Here is a 22,003-nt window from a genome sequence, read left to right as displayed (position 1 = left end):
GCAAGAGCGTTTTGCTTACTTTTGCGCTTTTCAAAAGTGAGCCGCTGTAAGAGCGGAACCAATATCAGCCATAACACAAATAACGGATATGTACCCCACCCATCCAACAGGCACAGATCATTTATCAATTAGCACACTAACCACAGCAACTTCCCCCTCCACCATCTATCTGAACAAACTCTGAACCAGTAACAAATTAAGTCATTAACCGTTGACATCCGGCAACTGCCTGAGTAAATTCCCCGTGCCTGCAACTCAGGGCCATTTTTCAACCTCACAAAAGAAGCCAATGGACACAGTATCTAGTCGCTGTCCGATCACCGTGAATACGGCAAATCGGGCACCAAACCCAGAAAAAATGACGGGACTCGCCTTTCCGGCCGAGTAAGCTGCGCTAGAGCCTGACGCTCCAACGTAACTGCCTCACCGGATGCCAGTCCGGTCCCGAGGTGTGTTATGACCTTTCAACTGATTGTTTTGCCTGATCTGCGTACGCTGGCTGCCGCCCTGCGTGCCAAATTGTGCCGCGAGCCCGTAGACTTTTCCCCTACCCGCAGCACCTTTGTGACCTCATCCCCCCGTGTGTGCCCGACTCCCCGGGCCCACTGGCGTATCTGCCCCACCACCGGCCATCTGGTCCAGCAATGGGATCACGCCGACCCTCAAGACCCACAGAGACGGAACGTTTCCAGCCTGGTCGCGCAAGCGAGCCTGATGCTGAGCCTCTACGTGGAAGCTCGCACGGCGTAAGCCGGCTGGAAACAGCAACTTTCTGATTATCCGTTAATTATTTAGCTGGAGTTCTCTATGGACGAAGCCAGTAGTAGCCCGCTGCGCGCTAGTTAACTAACGCGCTGTTAGCGGGCCTGTAGAAAGTTACCCAACACTTTATTTAAACCGATCGCGAAGTCAGCGACTCGGCATGCTTTCGCTCGCCTGTCATCAGGTAAGTACCGGGTATGTTTTGTCGAAAAATTGGCGACAGGAGTACACACAATGAGCGCAGTAAAAAACCCGAAACTGCACAAGAAAAACGGCACGGACACCGACACCAAACTGTCGATGCGTGCCGCCCGCGAAGCCCAGAACGGCCTCTCGGCAACCCTCGCCAATGTCCGGGCAACCAAGGATGGCCTGACCGAACTGGATGCCTCTGCTCGCCTGCAACGTGAAGGCTACAACGAGGTGGCTCACGACAAGCCGCCTCACGCCATCGTGCAATTCCTCCAGGCCCTGAACAACCCGTTCATCTATGTGCTGCTGACCCTGGGCGCCATCAGCTTCGTCACTGACTACTGGCTGCCACTGCAGGCCGGTGAAGAAGCCGATCTGACCAAGGTCATCATTATCATGACCATGGTCATGCTCAGCAGCCTGCTGCGGTTCTGGCAGGAACACCGTTCGGCCAAGTCCGCCGAAGCCTTGAAGGCCATGGTGCGCACCACCGCCACAGTGCTGCGCCGTGAGCAAGTGGGCTCCAAGCCAACCCTGCGGGAAGTGCCGATGCGCGACCTGGTGGCTGGCGATATCGTGCAACTGTCTGCCGGCGACATGATCCCGGCCGACATCCGCCTGATCGAGTCCCGTGACCTGTTCATCAGCCAGGCCGTGCTGACCGGCGAAGCCTTGCCGGTGGAGAAGTACGACACCCTCGGGGACGTCACGCAAAAATCCGCCACCTCCACAGCCGCGGACCAAGGCAACCTGCTGGACCTGCCGAACATCTGCTTCATGGGCACCAACGTCGTCAGTGGCCGGGCGCAAGCCGTGGTGGTTGCCACTGGCCCGCGCACCTACTTTGGCTCCCTGGCCAAAGCGATTGTCGGCTCCCGGGTGCAAACCGCGTTTGACCGCGGGGTGAACAGCGTCAGCTGGCTGCTGATCCGCTTCATGCTGGTGATGACGCCGATCGTGTTTTTCCTCAACGGCTTCTCCAAGGGCGACTGGAGCGATGCCTTGCTGTTCGCCCTGGCGGTGGCGGTGGGCCTGACCCCGGAAATGCTGCCGATGATCGTCAGCGCCAACCTGGCCAAGGGCGCAACCGCCATGGCCAAGCGCAAGGTGGTGGTCAAGCGCCTCAACGCGATCCAGAACTTCGGTTCGATGGACGTGCTGTGCACCGACAAGACCGGCACCCTGACCCAGGACAAGATCATCCTCGAGCACCACGTCAACGCCTTCGGCAACCGTGATGATTCGGTGCTGACCCTGGCCTGGCTCAACAGCCATCACCAAAGCGGCATGAAGAACCTGATGGATCAGGCGGTCGTCCAGTTCTCGGAGCAGAACCCGAAGTTCCAGATACCGTTCGCCTACAGCAAGGTGGATGAACTGCCGTTCGACTTTATCCGCCGTCGCCTGTCGATAGTGGTCAAGGACGCGCAAAACGATCACCTGCTGGTGTGCAAGGGCGCGGTCGAGGAGATGCTGAGCATTTCCACCCACGTGATGGAAGGTGACGTTGCCGTCGAGCTGGATGATCGTCGTCGCAACGAGTTGCTGGCGATTGCCCAGGACTACAACGAAGACGGCTTCCGGGTGCTGGTGCTGGCCACCCGCAACATTCCCAAGGCCCTCGCACGCAAGCAGTACACCACGGCCGATGAGCGCAACCTGGTGATCCGTGGTTTCCTGACCTTCCTTGATCCACCAAAGGAAACCGCAGGCCCGGCGATTGCTGCCCTGCGCGAGATCGGCGTGGCGGTCAAAGTGCTGACCGGCGACAACGCCATCGTCACCAGCAAGATCTGCCGTCAGGTCGGCCTGGAGCCTGGCGTACCGTTGCTGGGTGTGGAAATCGAAGCGATGGACGACGCCACCCTCAAACTACGGGTTGAGGAACGCACAGTCTTCGCCAAGCTGACGCCGCTGCAGAAGTCGCGGGTGCTCAAGACCTTGCAGTCCAACGGCCACACCGTGGGCTTCCTCGGCGACGGCATCAACGATGCACCGGCCCTGCGGGATGCCGACGTGGGTATCTCGGTGGACAGCGCGACGGACATCGCCAAGGAGTCTGCCGACATCATCCTGCTGGAAAAGAGCCTGATGGTGCTGGAAGAAGGCGTGCTGAAAGGCCGCGAGACCTTCGGCAATATCATGAAGTACCTGAACATGACCGCCAGCTCCAACTTCGGCAACGTGTTCTCGGTGCTGGTGGCCAGTGCGTTCATCCCGTTCCTGCCGATGCTGTCGATCCACCTGCTGCTGCAGAACCTGATGTACGACATCTCCCAGCTGGCCTTGCCGTGGGACAAGATGGACAAGGAATACTTGGCCAAGCCACGCAAGTGGGACGCGAAAAACATTGGCCGTTTCATGATCTGGATCGGGCCGACCTCGTCGATCTTCGACATGACCACCTTTGCCCTGATGTGGTACGTGTTCTCGGCCAACAGCGTGGAAATGCAGACCCTGTTCCAGTCCGGCTGGTTCATCGAGGGGCTGCTCTCGCAGACGTTGGTGGTGCACATGCTGCGCACCCGCAAGATCCCGTTCTTCCAGAGCAACGCCGCATGGCCGGTGATGATGATGACCTGCATCGTGATCGGCCTGGGCATCTACGTACCGTTCTCGCCGCTGGGCGCGATGGTGGGCCTGGAGCCGCTGCCACTGGCGTACTTCCCATGGCTGGTGGGCACTCTGGTCGCCTACTGCTGCGTGGCTCAACTGATGAAAACCCTCTACATCCGCCGCTTCAAGCAGTGGTACTGATCAACCGCCCCTGAAAACGCTGGCTATCGATGGATAGTCAGCGTCCGCGGAGACAGACAATGGCCCGACTCATCAGCTACCTCGACAACGCCGCACGCGCCGTATTGGTATTCGCCCTCGCCCAAGCCGCCAAGACGGTGATGGTGCTGGGCGTGCGGCTCTACGCGCGCAACGTGCTCAGCGCCGTGGAAATGCGCTTCATGCTGGGTTTCTCCAGCAGCTTGAACAGCACGTGCATCCGCTTGCTGCGCCCACGTCGATAAATGGCAATACGCAATACAAGGAAACATCACCATGCGCGTCTTGATCTGTGCAGGTCGTCATTACGCCGATACAAAAATGTCCCGCCAGGTGTTGGACGCCTACCACCGCCTGCGCCCGGTGCAGGTGTTGATCCACGGCGGCAGTCAGTTCCTGGGCAGCGACGTGGAGGACTGGGCCCGGGAAACGGGGGTGGATGTGGTGCGTTACCCACCCAACTGGCAACGCCATGGCAAGCAAGCCGAGCGTCACCGCAACCAGTTCATGCTCACGGACAGCCGCCCCGACGTGATCATCGCATTGCCCGGCGGCGACGACACCTTGGAGCTGGTGAGCCAGGCCAAGGCCAGTGGCATTCATGTGCTGACCGTAGACAGCTGAATCAACCTTTATTGGAGCATCCAGACATGAACGAAGAACCCCGTTGTAGCGGTACCCAGTTGCACACCTTTTTTTATTTGAATCACGGCGCGTCCCTGCCAAGTCCGGTCGGGACACGCCACCGGCTGTTGATCGAGGTTCACCATGTACAAGAAGCAAACCCCTGACGGTTTCACCAAATACCGCAACCGCAGCACCCACGTAACCTTCCATCCCCTGCCCGCTTCCAAGCGTCGGGCGGTGCGGCGCAACCTGATTTTTGTCGGCGCGACGCTTGGCGTCGTGCTGGTGCTCAGCCTGATGTCGAATGCCTATGCGGCCGGCGGTTCCTATGTGGTCGACGACGGCGCAATCAACGCCCCGGGCGAATGCAATGTCGACGCCTGGTTCACCGCCAATCGGCACGACGGCTCTACCCACAGCGAAACCCTTTCGCCCGCTTGCACCACCGCCGCCATTCCCTGGCTGCAATGGACCGCCGCCGTGTCTCGGGCCAATCATGATGGCGATGGGGAAACCCAAGTGAATCCGCAACTCAAGGCCCAGTTATGGACCCGGGAAGACCTGGGCCTGGAACTGGCCGCGTCTGCCGGTGTGCACTACGCATTGAACCGTCAACATTCGTTTGATGGCGCAGATTTGAATGTGCCATTCACCTGGCAGCCCATGGAAGCCCTGCGGCTGAACTTCAACGCAGGCTGGAGCCACGCCTATAACGACGGCGACCAAACCCATCGACCGACCTGGGGTACCGGGTTTGAATACAGCGTGATGGACTCGCTGACACTGATCGCCGAACGTTACGGCCAGCAAGGTGGCGACCAGGCGTGGCAGGCAGGGCCGAGGGTGCATATCGGCAAGAATGTGGATGTGGACCTGGTGGTAGGGCGCAGTTTGATCGGGGATCAGCATCAATGGCTCACGACGGGGGCCACGTTGCGGTTCTAATCCGCAGACGATCATCAATCTGTGGCGAGGGAGCTTGCTCCCGCTGGGGCGCGAAGCGGCCCTGAAACCTGCGACCGATTTCTATCTGAAAGCACACGGTCGATTGTTTTGGGTCTGCTGCGCAGCCCAACGGGAGCAGCTCCCTCGCCACAGGTTTGGTATGACAGTCAATAGTGATTTAAACCTGGCCCTTGGCCTGCTGCTCCAGATGCACTTGCAACGCAGGATCAATCTTCAGCTGCGCCGCCAGTTCATCCAGGTAGTTGCGCTCCGCGTCCTGCTGGTCATCCACCAGCAGCACACTGACCAGGTACACCTCGGATGCCACCGCCGGGTCCCCGGCAAACTCGGCAAAATCCGCCGCATTCAGCGGCTTGGCCACCTCGGTATCCAGCCACGCCTGCAATTGCGGGTCATCGGTGTGCTTGCCGATCTCGGCCGAGATCATCTGCTGCTCACGCTCATCAATCTCACCATCTGCCTTGGCTGCCGCGATCAACGCGCGCAGCACGGCATGGCTGTGTTCTTCGACCTGCGCGCCGGACAGCTGGTCAACCGTTTGCAACGCCTGCTGCGGCGCCGATGCCTGTTGACGCTGCCAGGCCTGATAGGCCTGGAACGCCATCATGCCCAGGGAAGCCAGCGCCGCGTAGTTGGTGCCGCCGGTGCGCCCTTGCGGCGCCGCACGGGTTCCGCCGAGCATGCCGCCCAGTCCGCCGAGCAAACCACCGAGGCCGCCACCGCCTGAAGCCGAAGCACCGCCGCTGCCCAGCAAACCGCCCAGCAGCCCGCCCAAACCACCCAGCCCGCCTTGAGCCGCCGTTGCGGAGCCGCCCTGCTGGCTCGTTGAGGCTTGGCCCGCTCGCAGCAATTGTTCCAGTAGATCGCCGGTATTCATGGTGTCACCCTCCCAGGGCGCAGAGTTCCAGATCAACAACAATAGACCCGCTGCGCCAGAACACCATGACCGCCCGGCAGGCACGCTTTATCATGGCGCCATCGCACCCGGAGGAAGCCTCGACATGACCCGTACCGAGCATATCGCCCTGATGGCGACCTACAACCAGTGGATGAACCGCAAGGTGTACGACGCTGCCAACGGCCTGAGCGACGAGGACCTGATTGCCGACCGTGGTGCGTTCTTCGGTTCGATCCTTGGCACGCTGAACCACCTCGCCCTGGGTGACCGCGTCTGGCTCAAGCGTTTCGCCGAGCATCCGGCAGGCTTTGCCGCGCTGGCACCGCTAAGCGCTTTGGCGTTGCCGCCACGCCTGAATCAACTGGCCTTCGCCGATATCCGTGAACTGTCGGCCCATCGTGCCTGGCTCGACCAGATCATCATCGACTGGGTGCAATCCATCAGCGAGCCGGAGCTGGATCAGCCCCTGCAGTACCACAACATGGCGGGCACACCGATGAACAAGAATTTTCATGCACTGCTCGTGCACTTCTTCAATCACCAGACCCACCACCGGGGACAGGTGACAACCCTGCTGACGCAGGCCGGGCGCGACGTGGGCGACACCGACCTGCTGGCGCTGATGGACTAGTTCAACCGCCGCTGTACTCGGCATACGCCTGTATCAGCGCGGGGAAATTCTCCCTCTCCGGGAGCTGCGCAAAGCTGTGCTGCGCCGGGGTAGTCGCCCACGGCAGCTTTTCACTGGTCCAGGTTTCAATGAATGGCACATAACCGCTGGCATCATCCAGCATGGTGGGGCGCAGGTTGATCAGATCTTCCACGCCATTGGGGCGGGAAAACATCCAACTCATGCAGTGGGGGCAGCAGTAGTGGCGGTCGACGCCATGCAGTCCGCCGATCACCGGGTTGCCCTGGGTGATGGTGAATCCGTGGCTGGGGATCAGCGCGCTCAGCGAGAACGCGCTGGATGACATCTTCTGGCACCCGGTGCAATGGCACGCCATGGTGATCAGCGGTTTTTCGGTCACGGTAAAACGTACCCGATCACAACGGCAGCCGCCTTCCTGGGACTCTTGATGACTCATCTTCCACTCCATTCACATTGTGTGTGTGCCTGGAGAATAAACGAGCAGGCGCGTCACGAACAGCGTTGCCAACCCGCACAAACGAACGCCTGTGACAGCAAACTGTCATAAAAGACAGAGCGGTGAAAACCAGCCAATGGCTGCCCCGCCCTGCCCGCGCGCATCAGCAGATTACCGATGCGACGCATCCCCCAAGAAGGAGACGCTTACATGGTCATTCACTTCAAGGTCGCCGGGCATCTTGCCTGCGGTCATCACGGCAACAACCTCCCCTCCAGCACCGAGCTGAAACGGGTCAAGTGCCGTACCTGCCGTAACACCGAAGTATTCAAGGAAGCCCGTCGCACCCAACGTAACGCCGCTCGGCGTGCCGCACGCAAGTCCAAAACCGCCCATGCCGCCGGTGACTGGCGCAGTGCCTGGACCCAGCGCCTGACCGACCTGCCAGGCCGTCAGCGTCTGCCACGCGGGTTCCACGGCCAGCCATTCGTTTAGGTTAAGCAGCCGGGGCACGACGGTAAGCGGCCAACAGCACGCCCATCGTCATCAACAACCCACCCGCCCCACGGTTGAAGTGCTGCAAGTGTGCGGGCCGCAGGCGACTAAGCAAGCGTGCCCCGCATACCGCATAGAACATCATGATGCTGACGTTCAGCACGCAGAGTGCGAACAACAGGCACGCGTACTGCGGCAGTTGTGCTTGGGTGCTGTCGACAAATTGCGGCAGGAATGCCGACATGAACAACAATGCCTTGGGATTGGAAATCGCCACCAGGAAACTGCGGGTGAAAATACTCGCCGAGCGGGTGCTGCCGTCCTCACCTTCGCCCACCGACGGCAACGCCGCCTGGGGTGATCGCAACATCTGCCAGCCGATCCAGATGAGGTACGCCGAACCGATCCATTTCAGTGCCTGAAACAGCCCTTCGCTGGCCGCGAGCAGCAAACCCAGGCCACACGCCACCGCCGTCACCAGCAAGGCGTCGGCCACCACCGCCCCGGCCATGCCCCAGAACGCCGCCTGCAATCCATGGCGCGAACCATTTTGCAGGGCCAACAGAACCGTCGGGCCGGGAATCGCAATAATCGCGGCGCTCATCATGACGAACAGAAATAAGGTTGCCAGGGACATGACAGGTTCCTACGGGCTAATCAGCTGCGAATCATCCCAAAATATCCGCTGTGTGGCGAGGGAGCTTGCTCCCGTTGGGCTGCGCAGAGGCCCCAAAATCCTGGGAGCGCTTCGCACTCCAGCGGGAGCAAGCTCCCTCGCCACCGTCTATGTATTGCTCAAGCGAGACCCAATAAAAAGCCCCGGACTGACCGAGGCTATTGAGGGTTCAAGCATCATTGGCCACCGGCCTCGACCGCGCCTTGTACCCCGGCAGCGCTGCGGCGTACGCCAGTGCCTGCTCACGGGAGCCAAAGGATGCCAGGCGGTCGGCCTTGGTACAGACCCGCCACGGGCCGCTGTTGACCTGCACGATGTCATAGCCGTTGAGATGCAGCTTGTTCAGCATGGGAGTGCTCATAGTCACCTCTCTCTCCAGAGATAATCCAGGTGTTTGACCGGTCTACCATACACCCGGGTAAAGCGGTGTAACCTACCGGGCGTCGCACAGGCGTGCGCTTCAAGCTGCAAAATCTGCTCCTGCCCGGCAAAGGCCACGGCCCCCCTCTGTTACTTCACCTTGCTGCTGAGGTTGTCGACACTGCGCTTGAGGTCTTCAAGGCTGCGCTTCTGATCACTGACGGTGCTTTTGAGGCTGGACAGTTCGCTGGAGCTGGAGTTTGAGCTGGAACTTGAATTGCGCTTGAGGTCTTCAATCTCGCTCTTGAGCTTATCGATGGTGTTTTTCTGATCGGATACGGTGCGCTTGAGCTCGGACAGCTGGCCGTCACTGGAGCTGGAACTTGAGCCGGTGTTTTTCTTCAGGTCTTCAAGGGCGCGTGCCTGGCCTTCCAGCTTGCTTTCCAGACTTTGCATTTCGCTGTCATTGCGCTTGAGCGCGTCGCGCATGGCCTGAATGTCACCTACCGAAATATCCGACGGATGCAGGAAATATTCGCCACCTGCGCCCGAACTGCTCGCGGTGAGTCTGTTACCGGCCGACGCACCGAAATCCCCCCACCGAGCGGGACTCGCCGCCTGAACTGACGGTGCCGTTGCACCTATCAACAACGAAGCGACAACAGCGAGCGATACTTTACCCACAATGGACATCAGTTGATTCCTTTCTGACTGGCCGAGATGGCACATCGCTATGACTGCATTTCTGAACACTTGTTCCCGTAGAGAGTTGCAGCCCCGCATACGAAAAAGCCCCGGCAAATGCCGGGGCTCGAAATATCCAACAGCCGGTGCGATGTGCTGTCCTTTCACACACCTTTCACAGTCGGGCACCTATGGTCATCTCAGCTCCTGGTGAAAACCTTTAAGCCCGCGACCCCCGTCGCGGGCTTTTCTTTGCCTGTCATTTGGCCACAGGTTGCCGCTAGATTCGCTGCGGCGGTGAGCCGGTGCAAGCGCCCTGCTCCATGCAGAATACAAAGGGCGCCACCACTTCAACTTCGCCTTTACGCAGCATTGAGGGCGGGGGCGCAGGCACTGGCGAGGCCGCCGGAATAAATGCCTCCACTGCCCCGACGAAAAGATCCGAGCCTGTGTGGCTGACGATTTTGTGGCGTATCAGGTTGCCTTTGGCGTCGACGACAAAGGCCACTCTGACCATGCCGGTCAGCCTTTGCAGGCGAGCGTCTTCAGGGTAGGACTTGAAGTGGTTGAGGTGAGTGAGCAACTGATATTCCCATAAGCGCTTCTCTACCAGTTGCTCCTGGTGGTTGGGGCCGCTCGTGCAGGCACAAAGCAGTAAGACAAGTGCGATCCAGCTGTATTTCATAAACGCAGTTCCGTTGACGTTTGGTTTGCGAAGTGAGGCTAATTATCCGGCGTTATGCTGGCTATCGCTTTGCGATCAGAGCGGGTAGCTCGTCGAGCGATTTTATAGTGTCTTGCGCGGGAGCAAGGCCTGCGGGCCATTGATGAAACCCCTGAAACCATACAGCGTACATCCCGGCGGCTTTTGCCCCTTGGTAGTCGTTTAGAGGGTGATCACCGACAAACCAGCAGTGCTCGGGAAGAACGCCTAACCGTGCAGCCGCCTCATGGAAGATTTCCCGTGCAGGTTTGGCTGTCCCGAACGCTTGCGAACTGACAACGGTACCAACCGACTGAGCGAAGGGCAATGCAGCGATGGTTTTCCTTCGCGAGTGCTCGGCGCCATTGGAAACAATCCCGACCTTGATGTGTCTGTGCTCCAGCGCCTGAATCAACGCTGCAGCGCCCGGCATTGGCACGGCTGCGGCCGGAAAATGGCTGACCCAGTGCTCGACCAGGACCTCAGCCGGCTGCGGCACTCGCCACGGCAGTTGGTTGGCAAGGGTGTGGCCTACAGCTTCGCGGATCGAAGAGAATGCGGACTGCGGGGAAAGATAGCCGCCGCTGTCTTCCCGCAAAATCAGGTGCGTGATGTCGTCCAGCGTCGCGGGCCTGATGTGCTCGCCGAACTCAGCCAGGAACCGTTCGGCGTAGCGTCGGATACTCAAGGCGCGATGCGTCAGTGTGTTATCCAGGTCGAACAGAATGGCGCGCGGGTACACGAATGTTCCTCGTGGAAAACCAAATCTGCCTGTCAGGCGGTGGCACTGACGAGTGAACCGGTACCGCTTCCACCTTCAGAAGTGAGCGCCTGCAACAAAGCCGAGGAAGCAGACTGCAACGCTGCTGCCGTTGCGGCAATCTGCGTCTGGGCTGCTGCCACGGCGGCCGCCTTGGCGTCTGCGCTTTGATTGCTGGCCTGTGCCTTTTGCATGTTTTGCTGCTGCTCTTGAAGTTGCTTTTGCAACTCCGCAATTTGCTTTTTCAGCTCCTTGACGGTGTCGGACTCCTGCGACGTCGATGCGGCCTGGCCGGCCCCTGCGCCGGAAGCACTTTTGGCATCGGTGGTCGGGCCGGGGCCCGAGGTGCCGGAAGCTTGTGTCTTGGAGCCATCACTGACACTGGCGGAGCTTGGACTGGTGGGCACAGAAGCAAGACTGCTGACGTTAGCGATCATGTCAAATATCCAATTCCGGTATAGATCTTAATTGATCGGCGCTTTAGCCGATTACTTTAACGCGTTATCGACCTTACTGAACTTGGCTACAACGACGAACCGATTCAGCGCCAAGGCCTCGAAAAGACGTTAACCAGGCTTCCATCAGGATCACGCAGCAATACCGAAGTGTTGCCCCATGGCATGACCGTCACCGGCATCACCACGTCTGCGCGACCGATACGCAGCAGGACGGCCTCGACATCATCCACTTGAAACTCCAGGATCGCCGAACGGTTGCTGGCGGCGACTGCCAATCCATCGTTATGAAGGCGGATCAGGCGTTCATCGGCTATGGCCAGGACCACGCCGTCGAGGTGAATTTCAGCGAACCCCTCAGCCAGATGCCTTGGCTCGACAGTCGTGAGGTTTTGATAGAACTGAACGAGCCGTTCAAAGTGGTTGGTAACGAGACGAACAGACGAGAATTTCATTATTTGACCTGGCGGGAGTGAGAGAGCTCACCTTAGTTCAAGCCTGAGTCAGTTCCTGACAGGAGTGTTTCGCCAGAGCGCTCCCGCTTTACGAAAAAACCGGCTCTGCCCGGGCGCGAAGTCCTGCGGCAATCATCAGGATAATGGCCGGGACGATCACTACGCTGGCCGACAGCATCGCCCCCTTGAACCCCGCCACATCCAGCGCACCGCCACCGATAATCACACCCAGCCCGATCGCGCTGTTGAGCACAGCTGTGTGGATGGCGGTCGCAGGCACCATGTGATCACCGGCGATCCTCAAGACCCACGTCTGCAGACCGGTAAACAAAGCGGAAATGGCCACGCCCCAGACCACCAGCAGGATAACCACGGACACGAGCCCGAGTGGCGGACCATAAATACCCAAGGTCACCAACGCCAATGCCATCGCAACCAACGCCAGCAAAATGAACGTTTTCAAGTAGCGATCAATCAACAGCGCACTCAAGAGGTTGCCCAGGAAACCCGAGGCCCCGAAGGCAAACAGCATCACCGCAATCATGTACGAGGTAATTCCAGGCACCTGGCCTATAAACGGTTCGACAAAGGTGTAGGCGCCAAAATGCGCGGCCGCCGTCAGGCCGGTGATGACGTAGGTGATCATCAGGTCCTTGCGCCGCAGCACCACCGCAAAGCCCAGACCTTTGGCCAGCGAGGGAATATGCAGGGAAGGCAGCACCAGGGCGATCGCACCGGCGCTGGCGACACACATCACGGCGAGGCACACAAAAGCCGTGCGCCAACCATCGTATTGGCCCACCAGATTAATCAGCGGTACGCCCATGACCGTGGCGATCGTGATGCCGCCCAGCACAATCGAGGTGGCCAGTCCCACGCGGTGCGACGGCACGATATGCGCGGCGGTGGCTGCCACGATGGCCCAGAACACGCCATGGGCCAATGCGCCGACGGCGCGGGCACCGAGCAGAGAGGAAAATTCAGGGGATAACGCTGCCAGGCCGTTTGATAAGGCCAGTATCAACATCAACGCAATCAGCAGCGCCTTGCGGGGAACCCAGCGGTTCAACCAGTTGGATAGCAAGCCGCTGGCCGCCCCGATCCAAGCGTATAGCGTTACGGTCAGCCCGACGGTAGACGGGGGTTGATCCAGGTCGGCGGATATTTGCGATAGCAAACCAATGGGGGCGAACTCGGAAGTCACCATGGTAAAGGAGGCGATGCACAGCACACTGACTGCACACCATACCCGCAAGGCTGAATTGATCACCGGCAATGTCCGTCCCTGTTCATGGCTGAGTCGTCGTGACTCCACCTCGCGCGTCGCTCACTGAGACCGGCTAGTTATCGGGATTCCAAACGACGGCCTGTGCCACGACAACGTATTCGCCGTTAAAAGTTGCCGCTGGCGAACCATAAAGCTGGTAGCCCAGAGCAAGGGCCTCAGAGACGCGGTGACAGAAGGAGGCATCGTCCTTGCCTGTCAGAATCCGATAGGTGGGTAAGCCTTCAGGAGGAGAATGCTGCATGGGGGCACCTGCTGGAACAATTGAAGAAAACCACTGGGCAATCTATATCAGTCGATGATCACATCGCGACCCTCGGCCTTTAAACGGGCGAGGTTGTCCTTCATCTGCTGCAACCGCTCAGGCGGATGTCCTTGCCACTTCGTCACCTCAGCCACCACCCGCAACGGATCGCCGGAGCGATAGGACAGCGTGGGGTTGCCGGGAAACTTCTTATCCGTCACGTTGGGATCATCCATGATTGGCCCCGTTGGCTCCACGACATAAATCCGTTCCCGCTCACTGCCAAGCGCCAGCTCAGCGCCCCAGATGGCGGCATCCAGGGTGCCCGCGAAGTAGACCCACGACAGTGGTTTACCCTGCGTGAAATTGGAGGGGTAGCCGACGCGGATCAGATCGCCCGGTTCCAGATCGGCCCGGGTGCCGTGAAAGAACTGACGGGTAAACATGCCAGCGGTGTTTGACATGGGCTCGCTGCTCCGAGGATGAATTACAAAACCACTAAGGGTTGCACGGAACCCAACGGCGGTGAACTGGCCCGGCGCTTGATCGCCAGGCCAGAGGGCTGAGTTAAAGCAGTACAGTGGAAAGCATACCCAAGGCTCCCAGGACGAACCCGATGAGTGCACTACGCCCTGGTGCCTCATGGAACAGCGACCAGACCACCACGGGTTCAAGCAGCAGCAAAGAGGTGACTGAGACCACGGTGACGATCCAGATATCACCGACAGCCATGTACCCCAGCCAATACGCACCCAGCAGGCAAAGCCCGGCAAAACACATGATCACAACGGGAATGACGAACCCTTCCCAAGAGCTAGTCCCTGTCTGGGCAAGCTTGGCGGTTACCACCTCACTGTAGATTGCACAAAACTCACCGAGCACCATCAACCCTAGAGCAGAAACTCCGAGTAGTTCTTTGGACATATCAAAAACTCCTTCGTATTCAACGCAATATTTTTCAGCTCCCAGCGAGCGATGCCGCTGTCCAGGAGTGTGTTGCAGTGATACGAAGCAGCCTTGAACAGGCCTGAATTACCGAAGTGCTTTTCCATGCTCATGTCCTTCAAAGGGTGTGAGTCTCTCATCGCCCGGATGAGGGCACTCGTGGCGATCATACGTTCCGTTAGACACTGCGAACAACCCGGGCACCATAAGCAAGGGTATAGGGTTCTCAAAGACACCAAAGGAAGATCAATTACGCAGCTCTCTACTTTGTAGCCAGGTACTTATGGCCTCAACGAGCTCTGCCTTGCACTCCACTGGAAGCCAGTGCCCGCCAGACACGCTCGTCACGCTGAGATCTGCGCAGGCCGCACGCATTGGATCGCCCAGCTGATTGCCCTTGATGGTATTCATCTGGTCGTAATCGCCGTTCACAAACAGTACGGGCAATGACAGGCGTCCACCGTTGGGCGCTCGGTGGGCGTAATCGATGTTGGCATCGTCGTTCAGATACCAAGCGCAGGGCGCGCCAAAACCATGCTCTTCGAACGTCCGCACCAGCACAGCGAAGTCCGCCTCGGGCCAAAGCGCGGGGTCTGGTTGGGTGGGTGGGGCTCGGTGCGCTTCGCCAAACCGCCCGCCTTTCCTGGTCACTTCTGCATTGGATGCAACCTTGCCGATGCTCGCTGGGTTTCCTTGTCGATAGATCGACGCCAGCGAGGCTGCTTTGTCCGCATCAAGATCAGCGACGGCGGTCGCAAAGTGCGTGTTGTAGTAGCGGTAATAGTCCCATTGACCGTCTGGATACTGGTCCGCCGGATAAATCCCTCGGTCAACCAGCGGCACCAGCGTCGGCAACGCGTTCGTGGAGGGGAAGTACGGGACCGAAATCAGCACCACGCCGCGGCTGCGCTGAGGTTCATGAGCGACCAATTCACCCGCCACAACGCTGCCCCAATCGTGGCCTACCCAGATTGCGGGCATTCCGCCGAGATGGTCATGAAGTTCTGCCATGTCTGCCACGATGTTTTCAATCGTGTACGCATCGATGGCGGCTGGCGCAGAGGAACCACCATAACCGCGCATGTCGGGTGCGACGCAGTGCCAGCCCTGGGCAGCGAACGCTTCCATCTGCGCACGCCAGATCAAACTGAGCTCAGGCCAACCGTGCAGGAACATCATCAATGGCCCATCGGCAGGCCCCTGCTCTACATAATGCGTCGTATGACGGGGCGTACTGAAGACGCGCGGAGTGAGCGTGGAAGTGGACATAGGATCTCCTCATGCTAGGCCGGCCGACATAAGCGCCATATCGGCAGAATCACCGTTGGATCTGCACCCTAGAGTAACGATCTCTATGATGCTTGCCAGCTTCCCGTCATATTGTCAGCCCTGTACCTGCCAACTGCAGCCAGACCCATCACGGCATATCTTGTTACAACCATTCGCCCGCAGGCCCTGCCCTTAGAGAACTACAAACTTTCACTCCAGTCCTAATGCCAGGCGTGCTTTAAACCGTGAGCGCCTGCTGACAACCCATAGAGGTTCAAAAAATGAAAATGACACTACCCGCCCTGGTTCTGGGTGTCCTCATTTCGCAAGGCGCAATGGCAGCCGGAGATGGCACCGCCGCTCTTGGAGGCGGCGTTGGTGGTGCACTTGGCAATATCGTAGGTCAACAGCTCGGCGGTTCAACGGGCGCGGCGGTAGGCGCAGGCGTAGGGGGTGCTGCCGGCAGTGCTGTCGGCGCTCAAAGAGGCAACAGAGCGGAAGCCGCGTTAGGTGGCGGTATCGGATCAGCTGGCGGGTCACTTATTGGTAATCGCCTCGGCGGCTCCACGGGCTCGACGATCGGTGCAGGTCTCGGCGGCGCCGCGGGTGGCGCGCTAGGAAACAACCTGGCGGACGATGAGAGCAATCATCGATCTGATGGCAAGAAGCACAATGGCAAGAACAAGCATAAACACAAGAACAAGCATCGTTAGTTTCTGACGCTATTACATCGAAGCCCGGCCCAGCGCCGGGCTTCTTATTTCTGGCGCCAAAAACGAAAAAGCCCAGCAATCGCGCTGGGCTTAGATATGGAAACCGGGTAACCAATATGAGCCTTGCTACTTAACCCTTGCAAAGCTTCTGTGGCGACTCCGTGCCCCCGAGTTTTTTCGGCCATGCAATCGGCAGGTTAGGAACAGAGATAAGCTCGACGACGCCAAACATGCACATAATCACCGCTTTTCCATCCGCGCTGGGTACGCTGCTGAGTCCGACCAGAATCTCGTAGTCTTTCCCGGGCTCCAGCTTGAATACTTTCGCCTGGCCTGGGCACATAGCGTAAGTGCTGCCGTAACTGCCGGCCGACGCACCTAATGTCGCAACCTGAAAGGGTGCATCTGTTTTAACGCGGTACTCAGCCACAATCTCGGTGTACAAGCCTTCGGCCATCCGAACGGCTCCGATGTACTGTTGAAGCTTGGGTGAAACCCTTCCCGGCATTCCAAGATTGGCCGGCTTAAGTGGGTACTGAAGGTAGTTAATGCTCGGCTGCCCGTCCTCTGAGAAGCGACCCGCTTCAGCCATTTTGTGGCGAGTATCCGGTGCACAGCTGCCAGTTACGCTGTCGCCAAACACATTAGAATTGGTGATCACACGAACTCGGGCCGTATTGTCGTCCTGAGGTGGATCGACATAGGGAACAGAGGGGATCCCGCCACAACCAGCAAGGGTGATAGACGAAACAAGCAGGAGCAACCAGGTATTACGCATCTACTACATCCTTGAGTTTACCTAAGATCCATCGTGTGCGAACCAGACTAAAAAACCTCAGCAAAAAGCCTGACTGGCGTCCGCCAACTAAGTGAGTTGAGAAGCAACATTTGAAATTGCGAAGCGGAAACAAAAAAGGACCTGCCTGATAAATCACGCAAGTCCTTGAATATTGTGGTGCCCGAAGCCGGAATCGAACCGGCACGCCCTTACGAGCGGGGGATTTTAAGTCCCGGGCCAAAATCAAGCGGGCTGCGGCTTGCGCTGTGTTTTCCGGTCCGCAATCCGTTCATTTTACGCCTAATTTACCTCAATGTATTCAGATAGTTATAATTCGTTGCGGCCCAGATAATAGGCAGGAAATTGCTTTGTCGTTCTCGCGAACAGAACAATCAAATTTGGCGCTTCTCGCAACGTTATGCCGATAGTGCATACCCTCCCCCGGCGTCCAGCCGACCGAACACAAATCACCAAACAGCCCACGCCTCATGAGGCATATCGTACGGCCGTAATCGGACGTTCAAACGCAAGAGCGTTTCTAGCCGTTAGGCGCTTTTGGCTGACCCAGGATCTGAGCAGCGGTGTACGAGCCTTGCCGCCACCAGCCGCTTTGGCATCGAGACTGCCATATCTAGGATCAAGAGAGCCTTGTAATCCGCAGGTTCGCCAAGCTGCTCTGGACCAAATTGAGCCCTCTATCGCGCCAGTTATCTCGAATGGCTCTCGGGCCTATAGCGTAATAGCAAGTTGCCACTTTTTTCGTCATCTATCCTCTCACTCGCCTGATTGAGATGCTTTGCAAATGCCCCCGCGACCACAAAGCTCAAGGTTTTCGGCACCAGGCCTTACAGGTAAGGCCTGGTGCCTTTTTCGGGCACGTCCGGCGCTTGCGTCGAAACCTTACAAGGAGTTAAAAATGCCAATTCCTACTACCAGTTGCGACGTCCAGGTGCAAATCTGGGTCGACGACAATGCAGTGACCAATGGCTCCACTCGGGGTGTTTATCTGGTCGATAACCGTATCTCTGCTGGAACCACCAACGAAGGGACCGCCAACCTGAATACTGCTGCGTCCAACGGCAGCAATGTTTGCTGGCAAGTGTTCCTGATTAATCCCAAATCGACCTCGCAGGTCTCAATTGCTGCTTTCGGTAACTCGAGCGCCTGGGGCTTCAGTGGCCAGCCACAAGCCGCTTCGGATAACCCGAGCGCATTTACCGGCACCATGCAGAACCCAGGTACCGCGTCCTACCCGGTTTCCCTCAACGTACAGGTGGCGGGCGGCTCCGGTATCACCGTGAAGCTCAACCCCAACGTAACTGTCTCTGCCTAAGGAAGGAGCACGACAATGAGTGGCGAAAAAAATACTGCAAAGGTCTGGGTCGCTGATTCGCAGGTGCTTACGGGCATCGCCAATCCGCAAACCGCTATCACCATTGCCATCGACACCTCTTATGTACTGGGCACTGGTGGCGGGAACATTTCCACCGGTGTGTACATGTTCGACAATCGTGTAAGTAATGACAGCAACGGCGAAGGATCGTTGGAACTGCGCACCCACTGCAATATCGGGGACTACATCGGCTTCGAGGTGGTACCGATCGATCAGAACGCCGGCGACACGGTAGCCATCACTGGCTTCCAAGTTTCCCAGGGCTCCGTGTTCGGCAGCGATGGCTACCCGATGCAAATAGGTACCGCTGGTGACTACTGGGTGGGCCTGGCTCGCAACGCGTCCTCTCAGACCACCTACCAGATCCAGGTCAAAGTGACCTCCGGAGGACTGCGACCATCAATACGTTTCATCCAATGGGACCCCTTCATTGGTACGAACTGATTAGCTGAACAGGCGGAGGGAGCTTGGCTCCTTCCGTCACCTCCGCCTGGCCTGGGTTAATAGCCCCTGTTTTCTAGATACATTTGAATGACCTCTTTTGGCCGATTCCTGCCCTCGTGAAAGGCTGCTCTGGGTCGAGTGCGGACACTCCCAATGCTGGATTTGGCTACCAACCACCAACTGCTACGCTGTTCACTCCACCAGAGGAACGCCGATGCCCAACTCAGACCTGCTCCCTTCCCTGCTCTCCAAGCTCTACGAAAACCAGTTGGCCCTCGAAGCCTCCATCATGGAGCTATCGAACTGGGTCGAGCAGCGCGGATCCGCTGAAGTGGCTGAGAACATACGCGGCGCTCTGCACACCATCGACGAGAACGAAGAGTTCATCAAGCTGACCCTGGCCGTCCTCATGGCGCCCGACTGACTTTAGGGGGAACCCCGCAGTGCACCGCAATATTGAGCTCTTCTCTATTTTCCGACCATACTCACTATTCGACGGGCAAATACCTTAGGCATCTCCATGTCCCTCACCAAACCCAACCAGCAGCTGCGCCGTGACCTCAAGGCGATCGCCTCAAACCTTGAGCAGTCCTGTGTCGACCTCGGAAAACTTGCGGAAAAGCTCAGCAATGCCGACGCCATTGCGTTGATGGGATTGGTGGGAACGCTAAATGAGGAAGCGGACAGGCTGGTGAGTTACGCGGATGAGGTGAAGATCGGTCGAATAAAGCGGGCTGCGGAATAACACGGGTGGCTGAGTGGCGATCGCGACTTCATTCCGAGATCGGCCTTCAACCTGCCCGCAGCGCCGGGCTTCTTGCTTCTTCCAGCGCTTAATGCACTGCCTTCAGTTTCGCCCGCGATCGGATTCGGTTCTTTCTATCCGGATTTACCAATGAAGCATCAAGACTGCCATCTTCCCCGTGCGCCGTCGGAACAAGCGTAAGCCCTGAGACCGCGACCGTTAGACCTGGCAGTGCAGCACCGTCCGCCTGCTTAACGTTGGCGCCGCTTGCCATGAAATGAATATTCAACCCCCAAGAACCGGTGTGGATATCCTGATCACGCAACAGCGCCGTAATAAGGTCCCGAATCGAAAATGACCGCTCCTTCGTTGTCATAAGCCCCTCTCATCTTCAATGCTGCTATCTGGTAATAGGCAATCAAGTGGGTAACCGACCCATCGCCGCTGCAGCCCCAAGGACCCGCGCGGCAACATTGCCACCGCGCGGTAGAGCATGGAACTACCCGTCTCAGAACCGCCAGCTCACATTGACGTTGCCCGCGTTCTGCTGGTAGCCCGCGCCGAACTGCCCACTGTAGGAAACGCCCACCGTGGTGTTTTTACTCACAGCAACATCCGCACCCACCTCAGTGACTGCCGCATTGCGGGCGACTGGTGCGCCCGCGACGGTAAATGGCTGGCTGCCCTCGAATGCCATCGTCGTTTCTGGCGTTACATCACCGAAGGCATGGCGCCAACCCACGGTGCCATACAGATGGCCTTGCAACTGCAGCGCAGTGAGCGCCGTCTTGGCGTGCAGGCCCAGTGTGGTGGTGGTGGTATCGTTGGTTTTGCTTTCTCCATCCAATGCAGTGGAACCGCCCGATTCCGAGAAGCCACGCAGGCGCTGGTCACTGAACGCTGCACCCACGAACGGTTCGATCGTGGCGTGATTGTTCAGCGGCAACGCGTACCCCAGTTCCGAAAACACCTGGCCCGTGCTGGCGCCGGACGTAGACTTCAGCGTCTGGTCCAGACCGGCGGCGTTGACGTCGCGCCGGCTATCGATATCACTCCAGGTATAGGCCGCGCCAGCAGTCAGATTGATCTTGCCGGGACCTGCGTCAAACGCCTTGCCGCCGTAAACCGTGGCGCTATAGCTATCGATAGCGAACTTGGAAGAACGGTCACTGACCGTGCTGTGGCTGTCGGTATAGCCCAGCGCCCCACCCACTCGCCAACCATTGTCGATCAACCGGTCTGCACCCACGAACACGCCGCCGTCCGACTCCTCGACCTTGGCCGCATTGCTGTTGCCGCCCAATGTACGAGAGTTGCCGAACACCTGTACCCAGAGCGGTTGTTCGGCCTCCGGACTGGCCACATCGCCCGCATCTAGTTTGCTACGCAGGTGATCCATCGGCAGCTTGATGACATTGTCCGTGACGCCCTGCAGAACCGAGGCCGTGCTGGCATGCGACTCTCCAGACAAAGCATTGAACACCGACGGCGGTGCGCCGTTGGGCAGGTTCAATATGCGGTTATAAAGATCACTGCCCGCAGGCAGGCTTTGCAGCGCATTGGCCACGGCGCGCTGGTTATGGGTTACGGCAGCGTCGGCGAAATTTTCCTTCATCTGAAGTCGCAGCATCACGTCATGCGCGTCATAGACCAACGAAGGCGTCAGGAAGGCCAGGTTGCTCGATACCGAATCGAAGCTGCCGTTCAGTTGGTTGGCCGTCAGGATGGTGTAGATGCTCGACCCGGCGTAATTGCCGTTCTCGCCCAAATGCACCACCGAGCCTGCCAGGTTAGCTGTACCGCTGACGTTTACCAGGCTGCTGGTGGTGCTGCCAGGCGGTATCTGGACCTGATAAGTCGAGCCTGGCGCGAAGGTCAGGTTGCCATTTACGTTCAGGGTGCCGACCGGTGTGGCGCTATTGCCGGGCGCCAGGATCGCGCCGTTGGCCAGGGTCGTCGTGCCGACCGTACCGATGCCGGACAAGGTCGCGCCGCTGTCCACCGTCAGTGTACCGCCCAGCTTGCCGTCAACCTCCAGGGTGCCGGCGCCGACGTCACTCGCGCCCGTGAATGCGCTGCTGTCGCCGGTCAAGCTCAGCGTGCCGGTGCCTATCTGACTCAATGCGCCATTGCCCGAGATCACGCCGCCGAATGCGTAGGGATCGCTGTGATCGAACGCCAGCGTGGTGCCAGTGCTCGTCGCAACGTCGCCCACGAGGCTGCCAGTCGTACCACCATCGCCCACTTGTACGGTGCCAGCGGTGATAGAGGTGCCGCCGGTGTAAGTGTTC

The 22,003-nt window shown here is 58.6% G+C and carries 28 protein-coding genes; 12 read left to right on the top strand and 16 right to left on the bottom strand.

The window, feature by feature from the left end:
- The first annotated feature begins 456 nt into the window (after positions 1–456).
- The 5 genes from K0H47_RS30105 to K0H47_RS30085 all read left to right on the top strand — a co-directional run bounded on the left by K0H47_RS30105 (position 457) and on the right by K0H47_RS30085 (position 5,301).
- Positions 457–750: a hypothetical protein gene (locus K0H47_RS30105; protein WP_219274114.1), complete on the top strand. Its 294-nt coding sequence runs from the start codon at positions 457–459 to the stop codon at positions 748–750.
- A gap of 246 nt (positions 751–996) precedes the next feature.
- Positions 997–3,711, top strand: a complete 2,715-nt coding sequence (mgtA, locus tag K0H47_RS30100; protein WP_063030485.1) for a magnesium-translocating P-type ATPase — start codon at positions 997–999, stop codon at positions 3,709–3,711.
- A 59-nt stretch (positions 3,712–3,770) separates the two neighbouring features.
- Complete coding sequence (locus tag K0H47_RS30095) at positions 3,771–3,974, top strand: hypothetical protein (protein ID WP_207198547.1); 204 nt, start codon at positions 3,771–3,773, stop codon at positions 3,972–3,974.
- Positions 3,975–4,005: 31 nt separating this feature from the next.
- Positions 4,006–4,353 carry a DUF2493 domain-containing protein gene (locus K0H47_RS30090; protein WP_063030487.1) on the top strand — a complete coding sequence of 116 codons (348 nt, stop codon included), beginning with the start codon at positions 4,006–4,008 and terminating at the stop codon, positions 4,351–4,353.
- Positions 4,354–4,497: 144 nt separating this feature from the next.
- Positions 4,498–5,301: a hypothetical protein gene (locus K0H47_RS30085; protein ID WP_177026648.1), complete on the top strand. Its 804-nt coding sequence runs from the start codon at positions 4,498–4,500 to the stop codon at positions 5,299–5,301.
- Positions 5,302–5,479: 178 nt separating this feature from the next.
- Here K0H47_RS30085 and K0H47_RS30080 read toward each other — a convergent pair whose 3' ends face one another.
- Positions 5,480–6,199 (bottom strand): tellurite resistance TerB family protein, encoded by a 720-nt coding sequence (locus K0H47_RS30080; RefSeq protein WP_093197364.1) that lies wholly within the window; start codon positions 6,197–6,199, stop codon positions 5,480–5,482.
- A gap of 124 nt (positions 6,200–6,323) precedes the next feature.
- Between K0H47_RS30080 and K0H47_RS30075 the strand changes: the two genes are divergently transcribed.
- The gene (locus K0H47_RS30075) at positions 6,324–6,851 is read left to right on the top strand and encodes a DinB family protein (protein WP_063030493.1); all 528 of its coding nucleotides are present in this window, start codon (positions 6,324–6,326) and stop codon (positions 6,849–6,851) included.
- Between the two features lies 1 nt (position 6,852).
- Here the strand turns inward: K0H47_RS30075 and K0H47_RS30070 are convergent, their stop codons facing one another.
- Positions 6,853–7,308, bottom strand: coding sequence for a GFA family protein (locus tag K0H47_RS30070; protein ID WP_063030495.1), 456 nt, complete (start codon positions 7,306–7,308; stop codon positions 6,853–6,855).
- Between the two features lie 210 nt (positions 7,309–7,518).
- Between K0H47_RS30070 and K0H47_RS30065 the strand changes: the two genes are divergently transcribed.
- Entirely contained in the window at positions 7,519–7,803 is a 285-nt protein-coding gene (locus K0H47_RS30065) for a hypothetical protein (RefSeq protein WP_201142938.1), read from the top strand.
- A 1-nt stretch (position 7,804) separates the two neighbouring features.
- On the opposite strand, the gene K0H47_RS30060 is transcribed toward K0H47_RS30065, so the two are convergent.
- The 12 genes from K0H47_RS30060 to K0H47_RS30005 all read right to left on the bottom strand — a co-directional run bounded on the left by K0H47_RS30060 (position 7,805) and on the right by K0H47_RS30005 (position 15,639).
- A complete protein-coding gene (locus tag K0H47_RS30060) occupies positions 7,805–8,440 on the bottom strand; it encodes a LysE family translocator (protein WP_219274113.1) in 636 nt (211 codons plus the stop codon).
- Between the two features lie 208 nt (positions 8,441–8,648).
- Entirely contained in the window at positions 8,649–8,840 is a 192-nt protein-coding gene (locus K0H47_RS30055; RefSeq protein ID WP_023658809.1) for a hypothetical protein, read from the bottom strand.
- A 149-nt stretch (positions 8,841–8,989) separates the two neighbouring features.
- Entirely contained in the window at positions 8,990–9,691 is a 702-nt protein-coding gene (locus K0H47_RS30050) for a hypothetical protein (protein ID WP_219274111.1), read from the bottom strand.
- A 112-nt stretch (positions 9,692–9,803) separates the two neighbouring features.
- Positions 9,804–10,208: a TonB family protein gene (locus K0H47_RS30045; RefSeq protein ID WP_201142940.1), complete on the bottom strand. Its 405-nt coding sequence runs from the start codon at positions 10,206–10,208 to the stop codon at positions 9,804–9,806.
- 61 nt (positions 10,209–10,269) lie between these two features.
- A complete protein-coding gene (locus K0H47_RS30040) occupies positions 10,270–10,968 on the bottom strand; it encodes an HAD family hydrolase (protein WP_017477634.1) in 699 nt (232 codons plus the stop codon).
- Positions 10,969–11,000: 32 nt separating this feature from the next.
- Complete coding sequence (locus K0H47_RS30035) at positions 11,001–11,423, bottom strand: hypothetical protein (protein ID WP_093197377.1); 423 nt, start codon at positions 11,421–11,423, stop codon at positions 11,001–11,003.
- Between the two features lie 104 nt (positions 11,424–11,527).
- Complete coding sequence (locus tag K0H47_RS30030) at positions 11,528–11,896, bottom strand: VOC family protein (protein ID WP_063030510.1); 369 nt, start codon at positions 11,894–11,896, stop codon at positions 11,528–11,530.
- Between the two features lie 88 nt (positions 11,897–11,984).
- A complete protein-coding gene (locus tag K0H47_RS30025; RefSeq protein WP_219274110.1) occupies positions 11,985–13,127 on the bottom strand; it encodes an MFS transporter in 1,143 nt (380 codons plus the stop codon).
- A 109-nt stretch (positions 13,128–13,236) separates the two neighbouring features.
- Positions 13,237–13,425, bottom strand: coding sequence for a DUF1737 domain-containing protein (locus tag K0H47_RS30020; RefSeq protein ID WP_081253153.1), 189 nt, complete (start codon positions 13,423–13,425; stop codon positions 13,237–13,239).
- A 47-nt stretch (positions 13,426–13,472) separates the two neighbouring features.
- A complete protein-coding gene (gene arr, locus K0H47_RS30015; RefSeq protein ID WP_017477629.1) occupies positions 13,473–13,889 on the bottom strand; it encodes an NAD(+)--rifampin ADP-ribosyltransferase in 417 nt (138 codons plus the stop codon).
- A gap of 103 nt (positions 13,890–13,992) precedes the next feature.
- Entirely contained in the window at positions 13,993–14,310 is a 318-nt protein-coding gene (locus K0H47_RS30010) for a hypothetical protein (protein ID WP_219274130.1), read from the bottom strand.
- A gap of 306 nt (positions 14,311–14,616) precedes the next feature.
- Positions 14,617–15,639, bottom strand: a complete 1,023-nt coding sequence (locus K0H47_RS30005; protein WP_219274108.1) for an alpha/beta hydrolase — start codon at positions 15,637–15,639, stop codon at positions 14,617–14,619.
- A gap of 281 nt (positions 15,640–15,920) precedes the next feature.
- Here K0H47_RS30005 and K0H47_RS30000 point away from each other — a divergent pair, with 281 nt between their 5' ends.
- Complete coding sequence (locus K0H47_RS30000; RefSeq protein WP_093197396.1) at positions 15,921–16,352, top strand: hypothetical protein; 432 nt, start codon at positions 15,921–15,923, stop codon at positions 16,350–16,352.
- Between the two features lie 130 nt (positions 16,353–16,482).
- On the opposite strand, the gene K0H47_RS29995 is transcribed toward K0H47_RS30000, so the two are convergent.
- On the bottom strand, positions 16,483–17,130 hold the full coding sequence (locus K0H47_RS29995; RefSeq protein WP_201142942.1) for a hypothetical protein: 648 nt from the start codon (positions 17,128–17,130) through the stop codon (positions 16,483–16,485).
- A gap of 916 nt (positions 17,131–18,046) precedes the next feature.
- Between K0H47_RS29995 and K0H47_RS29990 the strand changes: the two genes are divergently transcribed.
- The 4 genes from K0H47_RS29990 (at position 18,047) to K0H47_RS29975 (ending at position 19,712) form a co-directional block, all read left to right on the top strand.
- Positions 18,047–18,463: a hypothetical protein gene (locus K0H47_RS29990; protein WP_063030521.1), complete on the top strand. Its 417-nt coding sequence runs from the start codon at positions 18,047–18,049 to the stop codon at positions 18,461–18,463.
- A gap of 15 nt (positions 18,464–18,478) precedes the next feature.
- Positions 18,479–18,967 (top strand): hypothetical protein, encoded by a 489-nt coding sequence (locus K0H47_RS29985; protein ID WP_063030523.1) that lies wholly within the window; start codon positions 18,479–18,481, stop codon positions 18,965–18,967.
- A gap of 214 nt (positions 18,968–19,181) precedes the next feature.
- Positions 19,182–19,391, top strand: coding sequence for a hypothetical protein (locus tag K0H47_RS29980; RefSeq protein WP_177071667.1), 210 nt, complete (start codon positions 19,182–19,184; stop codon positions 19,389–19,391).
- A gap of 96 nt (positions 19,392–19,487) precedes the next feature.
- Positions 19,488–19,712, top strand: a complete 225-nt coding sequence (locus tag K0H47_RS29975; RefSeq protein ID WP_219274105.1) for a hypothetical protein — start codon at positions 19,488–19,490, stop codon at positions 19,710–19,712.
- Positions 19,713–20,220: 508 nt separating this feature from the next.
- On the opposite strand, the gene K0H47_RS29970 is transcribed toward K0H47_RS29975, so the two are convergent.
- On the bottom strand, positions 20,221–22,003 hold a 1,783-nt coding region (locus K0H47_RS29970; protein ID WP_219274103.1), incomplete at its 5' end, for an autotransporter domain-containing protein.

Source organism: Pseudomonas sp. Xaverov 83 (assembly GCF_019352905.1).
GTDB classification, from domain to species: Bacteria; Pseudomonadota; Gammaproteobacteria; order Pseudomonadales; family Pseudomonadaceae; genus Aquipseudomonas; species Aquipseudomonas yamanorum.
The sequence above is the reverse complement of the archived record's forward strand: the minus strand, read 5'-3'. Positions and strand labels throughout refer to the sequence as shown.